At 72.1% G+C, this 18,946-nt stretch carries 19 protein-coding genes; 3 read left to right on the top strand and 16 right to left on the bottom strand.

Annotated features, from left to right (window positions below; all coding sequences use genetic code 11):
- Positions 1-49: 49 nt before the first annotated feature.
- The 9 genes from ACYBSK_RS17685 to ACYBSK_RS17645 are packed head-to-tail and all read right to left on the bottom strand — an operon-like array spanning position 50 to position 8,779.
- The gene (locus tag ACYBSK_RS17685) at positions 50-1,069 is read right to left on the bottom strand and encodes a beta-ketoacyl-ACP synthase III (RefSeq protein ID WP_460246785.1); all 1,020 of its coding nucleotides are present in this window, start codon (positions 1,067-1,069) and stop codon (positions 50-52) included.
- Positions 1,066-2,145 (bottom strand): fatty acid desaturase family protein, encoded by a 1,080-nt coding sequence (locus tag ACYBSK_RS17680; RefSeq protein WP_460246784.1) that lies wholly within the window; start codon positions 2,143-2,145, stop codon positions 1,066-1,068. The genes ACYBSK_RS17685 and ACYBSK_RS17680 overlap by 4 nt, the downstream gene beginning before the upstream one ends.
- Positions 2,142-3,134 carry a VlmB-like protein gene (locus tag ACYBSK_RS17675; protein WP_460246783.1) on the bottom strand — a complete coding sequence of 331 codons (993 nt, stop codon included), beginning with the start codon at positions 3,132-3,134 and terminating at the stop codon, positions 2,142-2,144. Before ACYBSK_RS17675 ends, ACYBSK_RS17680 begins: the two co-directional genes overlap by 4 nt.
- Complete coding sequence (locus ACYBSK_RS17670; protein WP_457478066.1) at positions 3,131-3,715, bottom strand: flavin reductase family protein; 585 nt, start codon at positions 3,713-3,715, stop codon at positions 3,131-3,133. The genes ACYBSK_RS17675 and ACYBSK_RS17670 overlap by 4 nt, the downstream gene beginning before the upstream one ends.
- On the bottom strand, positions 3,706-4,200 hold the full coding sequence (locus ACYBSK_RS17665) for a hypothetical protein (RefSeq protein WP_457478065.1): 495 nt from the start codon (positions 4,198-4,200) through the stop codon (positions 3,706-3,708). Before ACYBSK_RS17665 ends, ACYBSK_RS17670 begins: the two co-directional genes overlap by 10 nt.
- Entirely contained in the window at positions 4,200-4,664 is a 465-nt protein-coding gene (locus ACYBSK_RS17660; RefSeq protein ID WP_460246782.1) for a type II toxin-antitoxin system RatA family toxin, read from the bottom strand. The genes ACYBSK_RS17665 and ACYBSK_RS17660 overlap by 1 nt, the downstream gene beginning before the upstream one ends.
- Positions 4,651-5,961: an aspartate aminotransferase family protein gene (locus tag ACYBSK_RS17655; protein ID WP_460246781.1), complete on the bottom strand. Its 1,311-nt coding sequence runs from the start codon at positions 5,959-5,961 to the stop codon at positions 4,651-4,653. The genes ACYBSK_RS17660 and ACYBSK_RS17655 overlap by 14 nt, the downstream gene beginning before the upstream one ends.
- An 8-nt stretch (positions 5,962-5,969) precedes the next feature.
- The gene (locus tag ACYBSK_RS17650; RefSeq protein WP_460246780.1) at positions 5,970-7,106 is read right to left on the bottom strand and encodes an acyl-CoA dehydrogenase; all 1,137 of its coding nucleotides are present in this window, start codon (positions 7,104-7,106) and stop codon (positions 5,970-5,972) included.
- Positions 7,094-8,779: an aldehyde dehydrogenase family protein gene (locus ACYBSK_RS17645; RefSeq protein ID WP_460247050.1), complete on the bottom strand. Its 1,686-nt coding sequence runs from the start codon at positions 8,777-8,779 to the stop codon at positions 7,094-7,096. Before ACYBSK_RS17645 ends, ACYBSK_RS17650 begins: the two co-directional genes overlap by 13 nt.
- Positions 8,780-8,898: 119 nt before the next feature.
- Here ACYBSK_RS17645 and ACYBSK_RS17640 point away from each other — a divergent pair, with 119 nt between their 5' ends.
- Positions 8,899-9,918: a bifunctional lysylphosphatidylglycerol flippase/synthetase MprF gene (locus tag ACYBSK_RS17640; RefSeq protein ID WP_460246779.1), complete on the top strand. Its 1,020-nt coding sequence runs from the start codon at positions 8,899-8,901 to the stop codon at positions 9,916-9,918.
- Between the two features lie 27 nt (positions 9,919-9,945).
- Here the strand turns inward: ACYBSK_RS17640 and ACYBSK_RS17635 are convergent, their stop codons facing one another.
- The 6 genes from ACYBSK_RS17635 to ACYBSK_RS17610 form a co-directional block, all read right to left on the bottom strand.
- Positions 9,946-10,686, bottom strand: coding sequence for an AfsR/SARP family transcriptional regulator (locus ACYBSK_RS17635; protein WP_460246778.1), 741 nt, complete (start codon positions 10,684-10,686; stop codon positions 9,946-9,948).
- 189 nt (positions 10,687-10,875) lie between these two features.
- Positions 10,876-11,463, bottom strand: coding sequence for an SGNH/GDSL hydrolase family protein (locus ACYBSK_RS17630; RefSeq protein WP_460246777.1), 588 nt, complete (start codon positions 11,461-11,463; stop codon positions 10,876-10,878).
- The gene (locus tag ACYBSK_RS17625; protein ID WP_460246776.1) at positions 11,460-12,941 is read right to left on the bottom strand and encodes an MFS transporter; all 1,482 of its coding nucleotides are present in this window, start codon (positions 12,939-12,941) and stop codon (positions 11,460-11,462) included. The genes ACYBSK_RS17630 and ACYBSK_RS17625 overlap by 4 nt, the downstream gene beginning before the upstream one ends.
- Positions 12,942-12,992: 51 nt before the next feature.
- Positions 12,993-13,679 (bottom strand): HAD family hydrolase, encoded by a 687-nt coding sequence (locus tag ACYBSK_RS17620; protein ID WP_460246775.1) that lies wholly within the window; start codon positions 13,677-13,679, stop codon positions 12,993-12,995.
- 65 nt (positions 13,680-13,744) lie between these two features.
- Positions 13,745-14,959, bottom strand: coding sequence for a cytochrome P450 (locus ACYBSK_RS17615; protein WP_460246774.1), 1,215 nt, complete (start codon positions 14,957-14,959; stop codon positions 13,745-13,747).
- A gap of 33 nt (positions 14,960-14,992) precedes the next feature.
- A complete protein-coding gene (locus ACYBSK_RS17610) occupies positions 14,993-16,594 on the bottom strand; it encodes an MmgE/PrpD family protein (RefSeq protein ID WP_460246773.1) in 1,602 nt (533 codons plus the stop codon).
- A gap of 326 nt (positions 16,595-16,920) precedes the next feature.
- On the opposite strand from ACYBSK_RS17610, the gene ACYBSK_RS17605 reads away from it, so the two are divergent.
- Positions 16,921-17,601: an SGNH/GDSL hydrolase family protein gene (locus ACYBSK_RS17605; protein ID WP_460246772.1), complete on the top strand. Its 681-nt coding sequence runs from the start codon at positions 16,921-16,923 to the stop codon at positions 17,599-17,601.
- A gap of 102 nt (positions 17,602-17,703) precedes the next feature.
- Entirely contained in the window at positions 17,704-18,288 is a 585-nt protein-coding gene (locus ACYBSK_RS17600) for a DUF72 domain-containing protein (RefSeq protein ID WP_460246771.1), read from the top strand.
- Here ACYBSK_RS17600 and ACYBSK_RS17595 read toward each other — a convergent pair.
- Positions 18,264-18,836 carry a GNAT family N-acetyltransferase gene (locus ACYBSK_RS17595; RefSeq protein WP_457478050.1) on the bottom strand — a complete coding sequence of 191 codons (573 nt, stop codon included), beginning with the start codon at positions 18,834-18,836 and terminating at the stop codon, positions 18,264-18,266. The genes ACYBSK_RS17600 and ACYBSK_RS17595 overlap by 25 nt on opposite strands.
- Positions 18,837-18,946: the final 110 nt, after the last annotated feature.

Genomic DNA, 18,946 nt, shown 5'->3' with positions numbered 1-18,946 from the left:
GCTCCTTGGTGAGTGGTTGAGGGCGAGAACGGGACAGGGTCGGGTGTGCTCACGCGGGGGTGAGGGCCGGCCAGCGCAGGGCGCAGGCGCCCCAGGTGAGGCCGCCGCCGAAGGCCGTGAGGACGGTGCGGTGGCCGGGCTCCAGCGCGCCGGTGGCCGTGGCATGCGCGAGGGCCAGCGGGATGGAGGCGGCCGCGGTGTTGCCGACCTGGTCGAGATGGACCGGGCAGCGCCGGCGTGGGAGCCGCATCCGGTCCGCCACCGCGTGCAGGATCCGCAGGTTGGCCTGGTGCGCGACGAGCCGGTCGATGTCGTCCGTGGCCCATCCGGCCCCTCGCGCCGCGGTGAGCGCGGCGTCGGCCATGCGCTCCACGGCCCCGCGGAAGACGGCTTTGCCCGCCATCCGGAAGTACGGGTCCGCGGTACCGTCCGCACCCGTGTCCGTGCCGAAGGGGTGCAGCGGCTCGCGGGAGCCGCCCGAGCGGACGGTGATGAGTTCGCTGCCCGTGCCGTCGCTTCCGAGGACCGGCGTGCCGAGCGCGCCAAACTCCGCCGGGTCGCCGGAGCGCAGCACCACCGCTCCGGCGCCGTCGCCGAAGATGGCGCGCGTGGAGCGGTCGGCCGGGTCGAGGATGCGGGAGTACGTGTCCGCGCCGACGACCAGCACGCTGCCCACGGTGCCCGCGGCGATCAGCCCGGCGCCCGCGGCCAGGGCGTACAGGAATCCGGTGCAGACCGCGCCCACGTCGAAGGCGGCCACGGTGCCGAGGCCGAGTCCGGCCGCCACCAGCGGGGCGGTGGCCGGGCAGGGGCGGTCCGGGGTGGTGGTGGCGAGGACCACCGCGTCCACGGTGTCGCGGCCCGCGGACTTCAGCGCCTGCCGTCCCGCCTCCAGCGCGAGATCGGAGGTCGCGAGGGGCGGGGCGGCGATGCGGCGGGTCCCGATCCCGGTACGGCTGCGGATCCACTCGTCGGACGTGTCCAGCTCCCGGGCCAGGTCGTCGTTGGTGACGGCCTGTGGCGGAAGCCAGGTGCCGAGGCCGCACAGCACCGCCGCCGCGCCGGTCACCGGGCTCCCCCGGGCGACGCGGCGCGGTCGAGCTCGGCCGCGTCGCGGCTCACCGCGCCGAGGTGGTCGGCGACCGTGAGGTAGGAGCGCAGCAGCCGCTCCTCGGCGTACGGCAGGCCGCCGCGCACCAGGTAGTCCTTCACCAGCGGCTGGGCGCGGCGCAGGTTCCTGCGGGGCATGGACGGGAACAGGTGGTGCTCGATCTGGTAGTTGAGCCCGCCGTAGAAAAAGTCCGTGATCCGGTGGGGGGCCAGATTGCGTGAGGTGATCACCTGGCGGGTGAGCCAGTCGAGTTCCTCCTCCGCGCCGTCGCGTACGGGCTGGCCCTTGTGGTTGGGGGCGAACAGCAGACCCATGTAGAAGCCGAAGAGTGCCTGGTGGACGACGATGAAGGCCACGGCGAGGGCCGCCGGGAGGACCATGAAAACCGCCGTCAGATAGGCCGCCAGATGGAGTGTCAGCAGGGTCAGGTCGAGGGCGACGTGACGTTTCAGCGCCCCCTTGCGCGCGGCCACGTATCCGGAGGCGTGCAGACGCAGCCCTTCCATGAGGATGAGCACGTAGAACATCCACGCCTGGTGCCGCACGATGAACCGGCCGACGGCTCCGGTGCGTTTGGTGCGGTCCTTGGCGTCGAAGATCACCTGGCGGCGCAGGATGTCCGGGTCGAGAGAGAGGTGGTTGGGGTAGTTGTGGTGCTTGGTGTGGTGGCCGACCCACCAGCCGAAGCTGACGCCGGTGAGCAGATTGCCGTGGGTGTAGCCGATGACCTCACCGGCCCGCCGGGTCCGGAAGATCTGCCGGTGCCCCGCGTCGTGCCCGATGAGGTCGGTCTGGCCGCAGCACACCGCGAGCCAGACCGCCACGGCGAGCTGCCACCAGCTGTCGCCGAGCAGCGCGAAGCAGGTCCAGCCGGCGGCGAGGAGCAGCAGGTTCGTGAGGATCTTGAAGGTGTAGTAGCCGGGTCGGGAGTCCAGGAGACCGGCTTCCCGCACCAGGCGGGTGATCTCCGGCATGTTCGGCGTGCCGTCCGGCGCCGCGGCCAGGGGGCGGGGGGTGCCGTCCAGGGAGCTCATATCGCCTCCTTCAGACCCATGTACGCGAGGCGGGTCCGCTGGAGGCGCGCGGCCCAGGCGTGGGCGGTGTCGAGGCGTTCGCGCGCGGTGGTGTCCGCCAGGCGGCGGCCGGGCCAGATCTCGTAGTCGCCCAGGAGATCGCCGTGCCGCTCTACGCCCTGCTGGAAGAGGTCCTCGCGGCGTGCCAGCACCTCGGTCGTCGGCAGCTCGTCCCACAGGGCGTAGCCCTCCCGGATCAGTTCCAGGAGCCGCGCCTTGTCGTGCGGGCGGGCGCGCAGATGGTCGCGGACGATGGTGCTGCCGACCGTGAGGTGCCGGATCTCGTCGATTCCGGCGCCCCGCTCGATGTCGGCCGCCGCCGGGTCGAAGACCCGCCACTTGCGCTCACTGAGTTCGGCGGCCGGTGCCAGCACCCCCTCGACGAGGACCGTCAGGACCAGTACGCCGCCGATGAAGTCGCGCTCGTCGCGCAGTACGCGCAGCCCGAACTCCTCCAGGGGGTCGAGGATCCGCTCCTCGTCGGCGGCCGCGAGGCGGGCCACGGTGTCCCGCAGTTCCGTGCGGGGCACGCCGAGGTCGAGCAGGTGGCCGCGGAAGACCATGGCGTGCCGGGCCTCGTCGAGCAGTTGGGTGGCGTAGAACTCCATGGTGTCGGTGTCCGGCGCGAGCGCCGTCAGATGGCCGATGGCCCGGGTGGCCTTCTCCTCGGCGAGGGAGCGGTAGGCGAGTTCCTGGGTGAGTGCGCTGTTGAGCGGGCCGGGCGCGCTGACCACGGGCAGCGGCCGTACGTGCGCGGCGTGGCCCGAGACGTTGCCGCGCAGGGTGCCGTGCGGTACGGCGCCCAGCCAGTAGCGCAGGTCGCAGACGGCCGGGGTGAGTTCGAGGTGTTCCGCGCCGTCCAGGAGCGAGGGGGCGGTGTCCCAGTCGGCTTCGGAGGGCACGGCGGCCTGCCCCGCCCTCGGTGCCGGTTCTGTGGTCGATGTCGTCATGAGGTCTCCCTTTCGATCTGTCGCGGGGCAGGGGTGGAGGGCCCCGGGGCGCGGCGGGCCGCGGGGCCGGGGTGCAGGTCGTGGGCGAAGTTGACCAGCGGGGCGGCGCCGGTGTGGACCGCCGACACGACGTGCGCGACCAGCAGTTCGTGGTCGCTGAGCGGCACGGTCAGCTCCGGCCGGCACTCCAGCCACGCCACGGCGCCGCCGATCCGGGGCACGTCGTCGCCCGGGTCGCCGAGCCAGGCGTCCGGCGGAAGTTGCCCGAGGCCGCGGGGCCGGCGGCGGCTTGCGAAGTGCCGGGCGAGGGGTTCCTGCGTGGCCGCGAGTCCGTTGGCGACGAAGACCGGGCTGTTCGCGAGGGCGCGCAGTCCCCGGCTGCCGCGACGCAGCGCCACGCAGGCCATCGGGGGCTCGCCGGGAACGGTGCTGAACGTGCTGACCGTCACCCCCTCGGCGGCCTCGCCCACCCCGCAGGTGAGGACGGTCACGCCGGTCACGAAGTGGCGCATCGCGGTGAGGACGGCGGTGTCCCCGGCCGCGCGGGCCGTCGCGCGGGCGTGTCGGGTGGCTACGGCCATGGCAGCGGTCCCCGGCTCGTGGCGTCGCGTCCGGCGGCCGTCGTGTCCGCCGCCGCGAGTTCGCTTCGGAAGCGGCGGTACGCCTGGTGCGTGACGGGCTCGAAGCGCAGGGCGAACGGCTTGAGGAAGTTGCCGAACAGCGCCCTGTCGCCGCACAGATGGATGGGCAGCGCGAGCAGCGCCCACTCGAAGCCCCACAGCCAGATCCACCCCAGCGCCAGCAGCCCCTGGGTGACCAGGGAGTGCATGGTGTTGTAGGCGACGTAGTAGCCCTTGCCGATCCGGCCGTCGCGGCGCCGGTACTGGACGGCCCCGGGGAGATATCCGATGAGGTCGATGTAGGCGAAGAGCACGAGGGCCGGCAGCCATCGCACCTCGTCGAGGTGGACGAGGAACAGGACCGTGGCGACGACGAGACCGAGCCCGTACTCCGCCCGGATCAGCCGCGCGGTCACCGGCGTCATGAACAGGTTCTTGGTGTCCATCAGCGGGCCCGCAGCTCTTGGTCGTCGAGCACCGTTCCGGAAGGGAACAGGGCGAGTACCACCTGGGTGATGGTCTCCTTGATGACCCGCTCGGCCACCGGCTCCAGGATGCCCGCCAGGCTGGGGATGCCGAAGTCGAAGGCCGCGTGGAAACCGACCCGTGCCCCGCTGTCCGTGGCGACGATCCACCACACGCCTTCGAACACCTCGAAGTCGCCGTCGAGTTGGGCGAACGTGATGGTGAGCGCCGGCCGGTCGAAGTGGTCGGACTCGGTCCAGCGCAGGATGCCGTTGCGGAAGTACACCTCCCAGGCGCTGGTCTCCTCCGTCTCGCTGAGGTCGTGGACGGTGACCGACAGGACCACCGGGGTGAGTTCGGGATAGCGGGCGAATTCCGCGACCCGGTCGTACACCGCTTGCGCGGCGATACCGGGGACGCCGATGGTCAGATCAACGCTGCGCATGGGCGGCGCCACCTTCGTGAGTCGGGGTGTCCGGGACATAGCGGTCTGCCTGCACACGGCAGGCACGTTCGAACGCCGCGAGGAGGAACCGCACCTCCGACGGCGTGAGGACGGCGGGCGGGGTGAAGCGCAGGACCAGGTGGGAGTTGAGCGAATGGTTCGCCACCACGCCCTGCCGGATCAGCTCGACCAACAGGTCCCCGGCGGGCCCCGGTTCGGCGAACTCGACGCCGATGAGCAGCCCCCGGCCGCGCACCTCCCGTACGAGACCGCCGAAGCTCTCCTGTGCGATCCGGCGGATCCCGGCCAGGAGCACGTGGCCCAGTTCGCGGGCGCGGGTCACCAGGTCGTCCTCCTCGACGGCCCGCAGCGCGCCCCGCACGGCGGCCATCGCCAGCGGCATGCCGGAGAAGGTCGAGGTGTGCAGGTACGGGTCACGGTCGAGGGCTCCGAAGGCGTCCGCCGACGCGAGGACCGCCGAGACGGGCATGATGCCGCCGCCGAGGCCCTTGCCGGTCAGCAGCAGGTCCGGGGTGAGCCGTTCCTCGTCCGCTCCCCACCAGGAGCCGAGCCGGCCGATTCCGGTCTGGATCTCGTCCAGGACGAAGAGGGCGTCGTGGGCGCGGCACAGCTCCTGGACCGTGCGCAGATAGCCGGGCGGCGGCAGCACCACGCCCGCCTCGCCCTGGACCGGCTCGATCACGACGCAGGCACGTCCGGACGCGGCGTCGAGCTGTTCGGCCAGCGCTTCGGCGTCGCCGTAGGGCACGTGCCGGGTGCCGGGGAGGAGGGGGCGGAACGGGGCCTGGAAGAGGTCCTTGCCGGTGAGGCCGAGCGCGCCCATGGTCTTGCCGTGGTAGCCGCCGTGGGTGGCGATCAGCCGGTCCTTGCCGCGGGTCCGGGCGATCTTGATGGCGGCTTCCACGGCCTCCGCGCCCGAGCAGGCGAAGTGCACCCGGTCGAGTCCGGGCGGCGCCTTGGCCACCAGTGCGTCGGCGGCGAGCGCCGCCTGCGGTTCGAGGAGCACGCGGGTGGCCACCGGATTGCGGTGCAGCTGTTCGGTGACGTGGGCGACGACGACGGGGTGCCGGGCCCCCATCAGGAGGACACCGTAGCCACCGCAGTTGAGCAGCCGTCGTCCGGTCGCGGTGGTCACCCAGGCGCCCTGGGACTCCGTTTCCAGCTCGCCGCCGAGGAGTTCGCCGAGGGTGGCGCGGCCCTTGCTCAGGCGGGTCCGGTACAGCCGGCCGATCTCTTCGCGGCTCGGCGGCTGCGCGGGCCTGTCGGTCGTGGTCATGGCGCTCCTCATGCCAGCCGCAGCGGACGGCCCGCGGCGTGTTCGAGCCAGGGGCCGGCGAAGCTGGACCGGGACGGCGGGTGGAAGGACAGGCCGTGCGCGGCGGCGGCGAAGCAGGCGATGTCGGGCGAGCCGATGAAGGCCGTCCCGCCGAGCAGTTCCACGGCGCGGGCGACGGCCTCGCGGATCAGGTCCTGCGCGCCGTAGCGCGCGACGAGGGCGCGGGCGAGACCCGCGTCGTCGACCGTCTTGTCCATGATCAGGCGGGCGGTGCCCTCGATGAGCAGCGTCGCCGTCTCGTAGCGGGTGAGCAGCTCGGCTCGTTCGGTGTGCGTGCCACGGCCACCGGCCAGGACACGTTCGACCAGGGCGCCGGCCATCCCGGCGTACGAGGCGGTGATGAGCAGTTCGAACCAGATGAGGCCGACGGTCTGGAGCTCGTCCAGCTCCCCGGCCTCGCCGGGCTCGGTGCGCATCAGCTGCTGTTCGTCGACGAACACATCGCGCAGCCGCACCTCGTCGCTCTCCGCCCCGGCCAGTGCCCCGCTCGCCCAGAACGGCTCCACCGTCAGCCCTTCCGTCTGCCGGGGTACGAGCACCACCGCCATGTCGCTGGTGCCGTCGGCGTTGGGCAGGGCGGCGCTCGCGGTGAGCAGGTCCATGGAGCGGGAGAGGCTGCACGGCTTCTTCGACCCGCTGAGGCGGTAGCCCTTTCCGTCCGGCCGTGCCAGGACCGTGGGGCTGAGGATGCCCTGGCCGGGGCGTCCCTCGGCGAACCCGGAGGCGACCAGGAGGCGTTGTTCGACGATCCCTTCGAGCAGCGCCCACTCCACGCCCGCGCTCTGCGGGCTGTCGGCGAGCGCGAACAGGGTGGCCACGGAGAAGTGGTGCATGGTGGTGGCGACCGCGAGGGACGGGGCGACGGCGCCCAGCGCCCTGGTGACGTCCACGGCCTCCAGTGGTGTGGCGCCGCTTCCCGAGTAGGTTTGGGGGATGACGAGTCCGGGGCCGCCGTGCGCGCGGAAGAGGCCGATGGCCGGGTTGCCGGGCCGTTCCAGTTCGGCCAGTGGAATCTCGTCGAGTGCGGCCAGCAGGCCGGGCAGGAACTTTTCGCAGGTGCGGCGGGCGGTGCTCATGGAGCGCATGGCGTCGCCTCCTTGCGGGTCTCCGGCTGTGAGCGGCTGCCGCTCCTGGGGCGCTCGTCGACGAGGTTCTGCCAGGCGCCGAAGACCGCGTCACGGGGCCGGGAGCCGGAGCTGATGCTCACGCCCTGGAGGTGCGAGGTCCGCAGGATCGGGTAGTTGGCCTCGCCGAACACGCCTCCGGTCAGCCCGGTGCCGCCGTGGGTGGGCAGGTACGGCAGGAAGCCGATGTGCGAGTCGTTCACCTTGAACAGGCCGCCGGTGTGGACGCGGGCGGTGAACTCGTCGATGACGGCCGGGTCCTTGGCCCACAGCGAGTTGCGCAGGCCGTAGCGGTTGGAGTTCACGAAGCCGATGAAGGTGGCCATCAGCTCGGTGTCCGGCGCGGGTTCGGCGACGATGACGGGCAGCAGCGGGAAGAACGTCTCGTGCCGCACGGCGTGGAGATCGCGTGCGCCCTCGACGCCGCGCACCAGGATGACGGTCGGCTCCAGGAAGATGCCGCTCGGGTCGCGGATCTCGTCGAGTTGCATGGGGTGGCCGCCGCAGATCACCTTGGCGCCCTTGTCGCGGGCGTCCTTGAGGCAGCTGAAGAACTTCTCGTTGCGCAGCACCGGTGTCAGCAGGACGTCGGGTTCCCCCGGGTGGCCCGGCCGGATGTGGCCGATCTGCCGTACCAGGGACGCGAGGAGCGCGTCCGCCGCATCGGGGTGCACCAGCACCTGGTTGGGGATCATGCACAGCTGTCCGGAGCCGTAGAAGCTCTCGGTGAGGGCTTCGGCCGCGAGGTCGATGTCGGCGTCCTTCCATACGGTGACGACGTCGTTGCCCGCGAGTTCCAGGATCGGCTTCTTCCCGGCGGCGATGCAGCGTGCCTCGAACTTCAGCCCCGCGTCGCTGCTGCCGAAGTAGATGATGTCGTTCACGGCCGGGTGCTCCAGCCAGCAGCTCAGCATCGGCGCCGGGTCGCCGCAGACGACGTTCAGCGTGCCCGGTGGAGCGCCGCACTCCGCGAGGACGGGCGCCACGATCTCCTGCATGACGTACATGACGCCCAGGGGCGCGCTGCGCGGGGCCCGTACCACCAGCGCGTTGCCGGCCATCAGGGCCGTCACGCCGAGGAGGGCGCTGGACAGGGGCGCGTTCTGCGGAGGGTTGACGCAGACCACTCCGTCGGGCTGCCGGCGCACCTGGAGGCGGCGTTCGCCGCGGTGGAACTCCTGGAGCATCTGGGACCGGTAGAAGCTGACCGACTCCGCGCCGAAGCACTCCAGCATGCCGGAGACCTGCCACCGCGCCAGTGCCAGCGGGTGGCCCTCCTCGACCAGGATGGCGGCGATGTCCTCGGCGTGGTCGGCGAGGCGGGCGTGCAGCAGCCGGCCCACGGTCTCCATGCGGGTGTGCGGTGCGACGGCGCTCCAGGCGGGGGCGGCCGCGGCCGCGGCTTCGACGGCGCGCTGGACCGTGGCGCGATCGGCCTTGGCGACGCGTCCGACGACGGTCGACGGCAGGTCGTGCGCAGGGATGCGGCCCTGTTCCAGTTTCCGTTTGAGTGCCAGGCTCGCGAAGACGTCGTCCAGGAGGGAATCGGCGCCGAGTACGTAGACCCATTCCTCGCTGGGCACGTGTTGTCCGTTTACGTAGGACGCATAGGTGCGGTACATGGCGGCGAGCATGGCAAGGGGAACTGACAACTCGCTGAAAATCCACTGAGACCGCGACATCAGTCAATTCCGGCGCCTTTTGGATACGTTGGCCGAAAAACAGTGTCCACTTGAGGGAGGGCGTGCGGAAAATGAGCCGAGTACCGAATGCACGGCACGTGTGCGCGGAGGGATCCGAAACGACGGAGCTGGCGCTGAACGCCGTCCAGAAGTACGCGGACAACCCCAGCGCCTTTCTGGCGCTGAACGCCGCCAACAAGATGTTCATCGGCGAGGGGGGTTGCCTCGTCGCCCACCGGGAGACGGGGGGCTTCTTCGTCCAGTTCGGCGGCGTGTTCGGGCCTCCGGAGCGACAGGAGTCGACACTTCGGGACTTCAAGGCCTACGCACGCGCACACAAACGCTCGATCGTCAGCATTCAATTGCAGCGCTCGGACGCCGAAATGTATGCGGGCGCGGGTTTCACCCTCAATCAGGTGGGGTCCTCCTATGCGGTGCGGCTGTCGGAATTCACGCTGCGCGGCTCGCGGTTCATGAAGCTGCGCAACAAGATCTCGCGGGCCAGGCGCGCCGGACTCGACGTCCGGGAGGTCCCGTACGCGCAGCACCGGGACAGTGTCGAGCGGATCGACGCGGCGTGGCTGCGCGGCAAGGGCAGGCACGTCAAGGAGATCGAGTTCCTGGTGGGAGAGACCGGCGGGCCGGCGCAGCGCCACCGGCGGCTGTTCCTGGGAACGCTCGACGGCAGGCCGCTGGCCTACATCTCCTACTCCCCCGCGTACGGTTCCCGCCCCGGCTGGCTGCACGATCTCAGCCGACGCCTGCCGGAGGCCGGTCCCGGGGTGATGGAGGCCATCAACGCCACCGCCCTGGAGACGTTCACGCGGGAGCACGCCGAGTGGCTGCACTTCGGGTTCACGCCCTTCACCGGCCTGGACTCGGCGCATGAACTGACGCCGAGCAGCGCCGTGACGGGAAAGCTCCTGCGGTTCCTCGCGGAACGGGGCGAGGCCGTCTACCCGGCCGCCAGCCAGCTCGCGTACAAGAGCAAGTGGGGTCCGCAGGTGGTTCTGCCCGAGTACCTGGCCTTCGAGGGTGGCGCCAGTCTGCGCGCCGTATGGCGCGTCCTCCGGCTGACCAGGTCCCTCTGAAGTCGCTGCCCCGGCCGCGCCGGCCGCTCAGGCCCCGCGCAGCAGGGTCCCTTCCTGCTGGAGGATCTGCCGGAACCTCCGCTGCATTCCCGGGCCCGGCTCGATCCCCAGTTCCACGCCCAGATGGTGCCGGACCCGCCGGTAGGCGCTGAGGGCGTCCGCCTGCCTTCCGGAGCGGTACAGCGCGGTCATGAGCTGTTCGCAGAAGCGCTCGCGCAAGGGGTGCTGGGTCAGCAACTGCTCCAGTTCCGGTATCACTTGCCAGTGCCTGCCGAGCCTCAAGTGTGCCTCGACGAACAACTCCCGGCCGAGCAGCCTGGTTTCTTCGAGTCGGGTATAGGCGATCCGGCAGATCATGCCGTTGCCCGTGTCCATGAGGGCCGGTCCCCGCCATTCGGAGAACGCGTCGGTGAGCAGTTTGATGGCGAGTTCGCAATCGGTGTTGAGGCGTCGTCCGGCGGTCTCCACGGCGTGCGAGAAACGCAGTGCGTCGACGTCCGCCGGTTCGACGTCGAGCTGGTATCCGGAGCGGGTCGTGCGGATGATGTGACGGGCTTTCGGCTTTCCGGTCTGTTCGGTGAGGACACGGCGTAATCGTGCGACGTGTGACTGCAGGGAGTTGTCGGCGGTTTTCGGAGGCTGGTCCCCCCACAGTTCGTCCAGCAGATCGAGGGCGGGGACCGGGGTGCCGGGTGTGAGAGCCAGGGCCGCCACAATTGTTCTGAGCTTCTCTCCGGGCAGCTGGACGGGAACGTCCTCCTCGATCACATGGAGCGGCCCGAGTAGCCTTACCTGCATGTGAACCCCCGGTTTTTCGGCCACGTGGGACGTGACTGCGGTGTGTTCTCGTCCGTACTTCGTCGTGCGGGCGCACCCGGATTGGTGGAGGACACACTCCGATTCGGTCCGACAGGGCCACGGTGGGGCCCACGTGTGCGGCGGGTTCGGTGGGTTCGGCTAACGGGCGTCGCGCGTCGCGTCGAGGTGGTCCGCCAGGCGGTGGACCACCGCGTCGGCCACGCTCGAACCGCCGCACCCGGCGGGCCGTGCCGGTGTCTCGACGTACAGCGCGCCGTGCCGCAGGGCGAGGTCGCGGGTGCGCTCCGCCAGGATGCGCAGCCGGCGCCGCGGTCCGCTCCCTGGCTCCTCGGGCGGCGCGGCGGACGGGCCGGGCGCGCACGGCCCGAGGATGAGCACATCGGCCCCGGAGCACCGGAGCGGGCCGACGATCCTGCTCAGCTCCGCCTCGACGGCGTCGATGTCGAAGGACGCGCGCGCCGCCTCCCGGCCGCCGACGACGACCGCGGCCAGATCTCCCCGGAACGCCAGCGCTCTGGCCAGTTGGCCGGTACGGACCTGGGCCGTCGAGAGCTCGTAGCGACCCAGGTCGAGGTGGGCGAGGTCGGGCCGGACCGACCGCAGCGCCTCGGTCACCCGGTCCGCCCAGTCCGGGGCGCTGTCGCCCAGCACGACGAAGCGCCGCCAGGGCATGCGGGCGAGGGAGGCCGGCCGGCAGTGGCGCGGATCGTGGTCGGAGACCGTCACGGTGTCGCTTCCTCGCCACCGGCGGTGCCACTGACCGTGTTGGCGACGGTGCCTGCGGCGCGCGCCGGCGCGGTAGTGGACACGGTGCGCGGCGCTGGGCCGCCGCTGCGCCGGGCGAAGCCGAGACCCACCAGGCCCGCGACGGCGGCCGTGGCACAGCAGAAGAAGACCACGTGGCGGTACGGGGCGGGGTCGGACGACGTCGCCACCGGCAGGATCGCGGCCAGCGCCGCGATGCCCAGGGCGCCGCCGATCTGCCGTACCGCCACGTTGAGTCCGGTGGCACCGGCGAAGTCCGCCGGCTCCACGGACAGCGCCGCCACGCTGGACACCCCGGTGCTGACGGCGCCGATGCCGGCACCGGCCAGCAGGCCGACCGGGATCCACATGCTCCACAGGGCGGGCTCGGAGGAGAGCGTCAGGCCCAGCCACAGTCCGGCCGCGACCAGCGTCAGCGCACCGCAGCACACCACCAGGTGCGGGTGACTCCTGCTCAGGGAGCGTCCCACCGTCGCCGCGACCCCCGCGGACAGCAGCGCCCCCGGCGTCATCGACAGACCGGCCGTGATCCACGGGTAGTGCCAGACATTGACCAGGAGGAGCGCCCCGACCAGGAGCCAGGCGTACAGCGCCGCGCCGAAGAACAGAGAGACGACGTTGGCCAGCGCGAACGGCCTGCTGCGCCACAGTCCGGTCTGGAGGGCGGGCCGCGGGTGCCGCCTGGCGCGCAGCAGGGCCCACACCGACAGGACGAGGCCCCCGGCGAGGGAACCCAGGGTGCGCGGGTCGTCCCAGTGCCACTCCCGGCCCTGGGTGACACCGAGTACGAGGAGCCCGGTGCCGACGGTGAGGAGCAGCGTGCCGAGCGGGTCGGGAAGTCCCTGCCCGCTGTGGGCCGGTGCGCGCACGGCCCTGATCCCGGCGATCAGGGCGAGGCCCAGGGGGACGTTGACGAGGAACACCGAGCGCCAGCCAGCCGCGTCGACGAGGATGCCGCCGAGGCTGGGCCCGGCCGCGGCCGCCGCGGAGGCCGCGGCGCTCCACAGCCCGATCGCCGCCCCTCTGCGCCGCGGGTCCACATCGGCGAGGAGCACGGCGAGGGAGGCCGGGATCATGGCCGCCGCCCCCAGCCCTTGCAGCCCTCGCGCGACGAGGAGGGCGGGGAGGGCCGGGGCCACGGCGCACAGCAGCGAGGCGACGGTGAACAGACCCATCCCGGCGACGTACAGACGGCGTCGCCCCAGGACGTCGGCGAGGCGTCCGGCGGGGGCGAGGAACGCGGCGAACACGATGGCGTACAACGAGATGACCCAGGTCAGGTCGGTCACCGAGGCGTCGGAGAAGCTGCTGTGCAGGTCCGCCACCGCGAGGTTGGCGACGGTGGCGTCCAGGATCGACAGGAAGATCGCGCCCGCCGCGAGGGTCACCACGACCGGGTAACTCGGCTGCTGGGCAGCGGAATCCGGGTTCCGGCTCATGCGTCTGGACTCCTTCGTCGTACGGCCCTTGGTGAACGGCTGCCGCTCGCTTCAATCTCGCAAGGTCCGGGGGCGGGCGCTGGCAGGAATCCGCCGCCACCCGTGGGCCTCGGCGCACCGGGCCAGCACCGGATCCGCGCCCACCACCACCGGGTGGCCCACGGCGCGCAGCATCGGCAGGTCGGAGGCATGGTCGCCGTACGCATGACAGCGTTCGGCGTGGACTCCCCGCGCTCGGAGCAGGGCGCGCACCGCGTCGGCCTTCTCCTCGCCGACCATGGCGACGTCCAGTCCGCCGGTCAGGACGCCGTCGACGGACTCGGGCCGGGCGCAGAGCACGTCGTGGGCGCCGAGGCGTTCGGCGATGGGGTCCAGGCAGGGCGCGAAGGACCCGGAGACGAGGACGACCCTGTCGCCGCGGCGCAGGTGCTGCCGCAGCGCCGCCACGGTGGCGGTCAGGAACAGGCCGTCGGCGCGGGCCTCCTCGGCGAACCAGGCACGGCCCTGGGCGGCGAGCTCACGGGCGTCGCAGCCCGCGTAGAGGCGGTAGTACGCGCGCGTCAGCTCCAGCCGGGGCGCGCCCCGCGCCGCGAGGGCCCGCAGGCCGCGCACCGCCTCGTCGAGGGAGGGGCGCGGCCGTCCGGTGACGCGCACGTGGTGGCGCAGGAAACGGGACATGCTGTTGACCGAGATCAGCGTCTCGTCGACGTCGAAGAACGCGACGGCGGGCGCAGACACAGGCGCAGGCATGACGGTGGACGGGTGCGGGTTCGGGTGCGCGGTCATCGCGTGATCGGTCCCGGTCAGTCCAAGGCCACGGGCATGTCCTCCAGCCCTCCGAGGTGCGCGAAGTCCTTCCAGCGCAGCTGCTGGACCGGTACCGCGAGTCGCAGCCGCGGGAACCGCTCGAAGAGGGCGCGCAGGCCGATTTCCAGTTCGAGGCGGGCGAGGCCCGCGCCGATGCAGAAGTGCGGGCCCTGACCGAAGGCCATCTGGGTGCGCTGCTCGCGCTGGATGACGCAGCGGTCGGGCTCCGGGTAGACCTCGGGGTCCCGGCTGGCGGTGCCGACGGAGGCGAGGACCGCCGAGCCCTCGGGGACGACCGTGCCGCCCAGCTTCACATCGCTCGTCGTGATCCGGATGGCCGTCCCGCCGCCGGGGACGTTGAGCCGCACCAGCTCCTCTACGGCGTCGGGGTAGAGCGCGGGATCCTCGCGCAGCAGCGCGAGTTGGTCGGGATTGCCGAGCAGGGTCGCGGTCCCGGCGCAGAGCACGGTCACCGTGGTGTCGTGGCCCGCGAACAGCAGCAGCGCGCCCAGGCTGACGATCTCGTGCTCGGACGGTTCGCCCTCCTCTTCGTGGATCTGCACCAAGGCGCTGATCAGGTCGTCGCCGGGTTGCTCGCGCCGGTGGCCGATCAGCCGGGCGAAGTAGGTCCGCATGTCCTCGTTGGCCCGCTGGAGCTCCTCGGGCGGGTACTTGGTGAGCGAGAAGAACCGGTCGCACCACGTTCCGAACTTGTCGTAGTCCTCGAACGGGACCCCGAGGATGCGGCAGATGACACGCAGCGCGAGCGGGCGGCCGTACGCCTCGACGAGGTCGCACGCGGGCGGGCCGGCCGCCATGGCGTCGAGCAGTTCCGCGGTGACCTCCTCGATGTACGGCCGCATCCGCCGTACGCGCTGCGGGCTGAAGGCCCGGTTGGCGAGTTTGCGGATCCGGGTGTGCCGCGGCGGATCCATCGTGATCATGCTGTTCGGGTCGGGCTCGACCACCTGCGCGCGGGCGGCGCCGGGGCGGAACAGCGCCTCCCTGCTGAAGCGGCGGTCCGACAGCGCGGTCCGTACGTCCTCGTGGCGGGCCACGAACCAGGCGGGGTCGCCGGTGGCGAGGGTGATCGGGCACACCGGCTCCTCGCGCAGCGCCCGCGTGTACGCGTCCGCCGGCACGAGCGGGTCGGTCCGCTTGGAGGGGTAGGTGAACCTGGGTGTGTGGCGGGGAGGTGTCTGCTCAGGCATCGCGATTCCTCTTCTTGGTAGGGGAGTTGGCCTTCAGCGCACAGGAGCCGGAGCGTCCGGATCGGCTGGATCGGCTGCGGTTGTGGACAGTGGTTCGGACAGTGCCCGGGTGACGAGCGCGTCGACCTGACGTGCGGTCAGCGAGGCAAGGCGGTCCAGGCCGTTGATGACGTCGGGGGAGGTTCCGGTCGACGCGAGTTTGGACCGGACCAGTTCACGGTGGCCGTGCCGCGTCTCGGGGCCTGCCGCCCCCTTCGGGCGCCCGCACGACGCGGTCAGCACCCGGCCGTCGCGCAGGGTGACCCGCAGCCTGGCGCCCACCGACTTGTCGGCGTTGCGGAAGGTGGTGCTCGGTGGTCCCGTGATGTCGGCGGTGGCCGTGATGCCCTCCCCCACGGCCGCCACGAGCCACCGTCGGCCGTTCTCTCCCGCCTGCCGCAGTGCCTCGCCCAACGGGGCGGTCCCGCGCAGTGCTTCGCGGGAGAGCGCGGGGTCGTACTCCAGCCGCACCCGGTCCGCGAGGGTCCAGCGCAGGCGGTCCGCGGTGGCCGGCTCCGTGAGGTCCGCGGGGACGACGGCGCCGGTGGTGAGGGCGGTGGCCACGTTGTAGGCGACGGAGACGTTGAGCGCCATGATGGCGGACCGGTCGCGGTCCACGTAGGGGGCGCCGTCCCGGTCCATGGCGATGGTCAGCCGGGCCGCGGAGACGACGATCTCCTCGATGTCGTGGAGGTCCCGCGGGGAGAGCCGGGTGTGCAACTGCGCGGCGCACTCGACGGCCGCGTCCACGTACGCGCCCGCCGGGTTGAGCTTGAAGGTGAGCGTCTCGGTGTGCCAGCGGGTGCCGAGTCCGGCGACGACCGTCTCCGGTGACGGTACGTCCGAGAACTTGGCGAGCAGGCCGCCGGGGTGCTCCAGGATGTCCTCCGCGCCGCGCAGCCCCGCGGCCGCCGCGTCGCAGGCGTCCAGCGCGGTCCGCACCGGTGTCGCCGCCGAGAGAACCTTCGCCTCACTTCCGAGGAGCGCCCTGCGCAGCGGCCACGGCGGCATCGCGAGGGCGAGGCCCCAGGCGTTGGTCCACAACGCGGCCGGGACGCGGGCACCGTGCAGGCGGGCCGCCACGGCGCCGACGAGCTGGGTGTACGAGGTCCCCTGCCCCCGCAGCGGGCCCAGCGCGCAGGCGGCGGTGACGCGGGCGGCGCACTCGTTGGCGGCGACGACGGCCGTCAACAGGGCCCGCCCGTTGAGCCGTTGGACCCGCCGGAAGGCCAGCGGGACGCCGACGGAGGCGTGGGTGACATGGCCCGCGTACATGCTGTCCTCGTAGTAGAGGCACGAGGACAGCGCGGCCATGACCTGCGCCGCCTGGCCGGGGTCGGCCATGAGCGGGGTGCCGAAGGCGCCCACCAGCTTGCGCCCGAGGGGGTGTGCCAGGCTCGCCCGCAGCACCGCGAGATGCGACATGACCTGGCTGGTGGCGTACTCCTCGATCCGCTCGGGAAGATCCGCGTGGCGCAGACCGGCGGACCACTCGGCGAGCTGCCGGGTGAGGGTGGGGGCGCCGGGCGTCCGGCCGGGGCGTCGTCCGGGGCGCCGCCTGCCGTCGGCGGTGCCCGGGGTGCCGGTCGCGGTCACGTCCGGCTCCGGGGACTCGGGTGGCTGTGTCGGTCTGTCCCGGCCGTTTCGTACACACCTCGCTCCTTCCGAGAGCTGGGGACGCACCGGTGGTGCGCCGGAGTGCCGTCCCATCGTTCAGGCCCCGGGTGGTAGCGCTCTGACATTCCGCTGACACGGACGTCTCAGGCGCGTCCCGGCCGGCGGGGCCGACACTGCCTGGGACGCCGCGCCGCCGTGATGGCGCTTTTCCGCCAGCGGACGCGGACACCGGATGCCACCGTCGATGACGTCCATGGCGTCGATGAACCGGACACCGGGAACCGGGCTCGGGAGGGGATGGGGACGTGGAAACGATCCAGTTGACGGAGGGGAACGACCCGCAGGTGGTGTCACCGGCCAAGGGAACGGCGCTGCTCCGGGGCGCGCCGTGGTCCCGGCTGGTGATCGTCGGTGACAGCGTCGCCCGGGGCGTCAGCGAGCCGTGCCCCGGCTACCGCACCGGCTCCTGGTCGAGCCTGGTGATCGCCGCGCTGCGCGGGGTGCGGCCGGACCTCGTCCACCTCAACCTGGGACAGCGCGAACTGCTGACCGCGCAGGTGCGCGAGACTCAGCTGAAGTCCGCGCTGGCCTTCGGCCCCGACCTGGTGATCGCGCTGTGCGGGGGCAACGACGGCCTGCGCAAGGTCTTCGACGCGGACGCCACGGAAGGCGAACTGGAAGCGCTCTTCACGCCGCTGCGCGCAGCGGGGACGTTGGTGACCGCCGGTTTCTTCGACGTCATCGGCAATCCGCACTTCGACGCGCGGTACCGGGACGTGGCCCGTGAGCGCCTGGCCGTGATGTCGCGGCGGATCCGCTCGGTGTCGGAGCGTCTGGACGCCGTCCACGTCGACCTGCGCGACCACCCGACCGAGCGCGACGCGTCGATCTGGAGCACCGACGGCATCCACCTCAACGCCCGGGGCCAGGCCGTCCTCGGCACCGAGATCATCCGCGCGCTGGGGTCTCGCCTGGGCAACCGCTGACCCTGTTGCCGGTCTTGTCCTGCCCTGGGCTCACTGTTGTTGAGTGCCGGGCGGCCCGTCGAGGAAACTCATCGCCGTCCCGTACGTGGGTACCGGTGCCGCATGGGCGACATACTCGTGGGCACCTGCTCGTGGACCGATCCGGCTCTGGTGCGCAGCGGCTGGTACCCCTCCGGGCAGCGGGATGCCGAGCGCCGGTTGCGGTACTACGCCGGGCGGTTCCCCGTCGTCGAGGCCGAGCGGACACTGGAGGCGACCGCGCGGCGCACGGAGGGCCGGCCGATCGCCGTGGAGTTCCGGCATCCCGACAGGTGGCGCCCGGAGCGGGCCGCGGCCACGCGGGCGCTGCTCGCTGACCACGGCATGACGGCCGTCGCCGTCGACATGCTCCAGGGCCTGCCCACCTCCGTGCCGCCTGTCGCACCCGTCACCACGTCCCGGCTTGCCGTCGTACGGTTCCACGGGCGCAGCGCGTCATGGGGGCGCGGGAGCAAGGAGGACCGGTTCCGGTACGCGTACACGGACGACGAGATCGCCGAGTGGGTGCCCCGGTTGCGCGAGCTGGCCGAGCGGACCGAACGGGTCCACGTCCTGTTCAACAACTGTTGCGCGGACGCCTCCGTACGGGCCGCCGAGCGGCTGGACCGGTTGCTGCGGGCGCGTCAGGCTCCGCCGAGTGGCTCGTAGCTCCTCGGCCGCTCCCGTGCGAGTAGCCCGTACACCCACGAGTCGGAGACCTCGCCGTTCACGACGCAGTCCTCGCGCAGGGTTCCTTCGCGTACGAATCCGGCCTTCTCCAGCACTCCGGCGGACGCCGGGTTGCGTGTGTCGACCTCGGCCTGGACGCGGTTCAGGTCCAGCGTGTCGAACGCCCAGTCCAGCACGGCGTGCACGGCCTCCGTGGCGTAACCGCGGCCCCACATCGTCTCGTTGAGGATGTAGCCCAGCGTCGCGCTGCGATGGGTCGCGTCCCAGTGGGTCAGGCCGCACCAGCCGACGAACGCTCCGTCGGAGGTCCGGTCGATGGCCAGCCGCGCCCCGCTGCCTTCGTCCGCGATTCTGCGGCACACGGCGAGGAAGCGTTCGGAGCGGGCCCGTTCGGTCCACGGCGGGGAGTCCCAGTAGCGCATCGCGTTCTTGCTGCTGTGGAGCGCGAAGAGGGCGTCCGCGTCGGCGTCCGTGAAGGGGCGCAGCCCCAGGCGGGCGGTGTGCAGCGTCGGGGTGGCCAGCGTCATGCGCCCCATCCTGCGGGTTCACGCGGCCGACGGACAGCGAATTTCGGGGATGCCGGCGGCCGGCCGGTCGCCCGGCGCTCGGCGGGACACGCGTGCCCGTGCCCCCGGAC

It is taken from the genome of Streptomyces sp. BYX5S (assembly GCF_054724165.1).
This window is presented reverse-complemented; position numbering and strand designations above follow the sequence as displayed.

Coding starts and splice junctions, on each gene's coding strand:
- ACYBSK_RS17680 (WP_460246784.1), bottom strand. CDS start 2,145: ATGAGCTCCCTGGACGGCACCCCCCGCCCCCTGGCCGCGGCGCCGGAC.
- ACYBSK_RS17675 (WP_460246783.1), bottom strand. CDS start 3,134: ATGACGACATCGACCACAGAACCGGCACCGAGGGCGGGGCAGGCCGCC.
- ACYBSK_RS17670 (WP_457478066.1), bottom strand. CDS start 3,715: ATGGCCGTAGCCACCCGACACGCCCGCGCGACGGCCCGCGCGGCCGGG.
- ACYBSK_RS17665 (WP_457478065.1), bottom strand. CDS start 4,200: ATGGACACCAAGAACCTGTTCATGACGCCGGTGACCGCGCGGCTGATC.
- ACYBSK_RS17660 (WP_460246782.1), bottom strand. CDS start 4,664: ATGCGCAGCGTTGATCTGACCATCGGCGTCCCCGGTATCGCCGCGCAA.
- ACYBSK_RS17655 (WP_460246781.1), bottom strand. CDS start 5,961: ATGACCACGACCGACAGGCCCGCGCAGCCGCCGAGCCGCGAAGAGATC.
- ACYBSK_RS17650 (WP_460246780.1), bottom strand. CDS start 7,106: ATGCGCTCCATGAGCACCGCCCGCCGCACCTGCGAAAAGTTCCTGCCC.
- ACYBSK_RS17645 (WP_460247050.1), bottom strand. CDS start 8,779: ATGCTCGCCGCCATGTACCGCACCTATGCGTCCTACGTAAACGGACAA.
- ACYBSK_RS17640 (WP_460246779.1), top strand. CDS start 8,899: ATGAGCCGAGTACCGAATGCACGGCACGTGTGCGCGGAGGGATCCGAA.
- ACYBSK_RS17625 (WP_460246776.1), bottom strand. CDS start 12,941: ATGAGCCGGAACCCGGATTCCGCTGCCCAGCAGCCGAGTTACCCGGTC.
- ACYBSK_RS17615 (WP_460246774.1), bottom strand. CDS start 14,959: ATGCCTGAGCAGACACCTCCCCGCCACACACCCAGGTTCACCTACCCC.
- ACYBSK_RS17600 (WP_460246771.1), top strand. CDS start 17,704: ATGGGCGACATACTCGTGGGCACCTGCTCGTGGACCGATCCGGCTCTG.
- ACYBSK_RS17595 (WP_457478050.1), bottom strand. CDS start 18,836: ATGACGCTGGCCACCCCGACGCTGCACACCGCCCGCCTGGGGCTGCGC.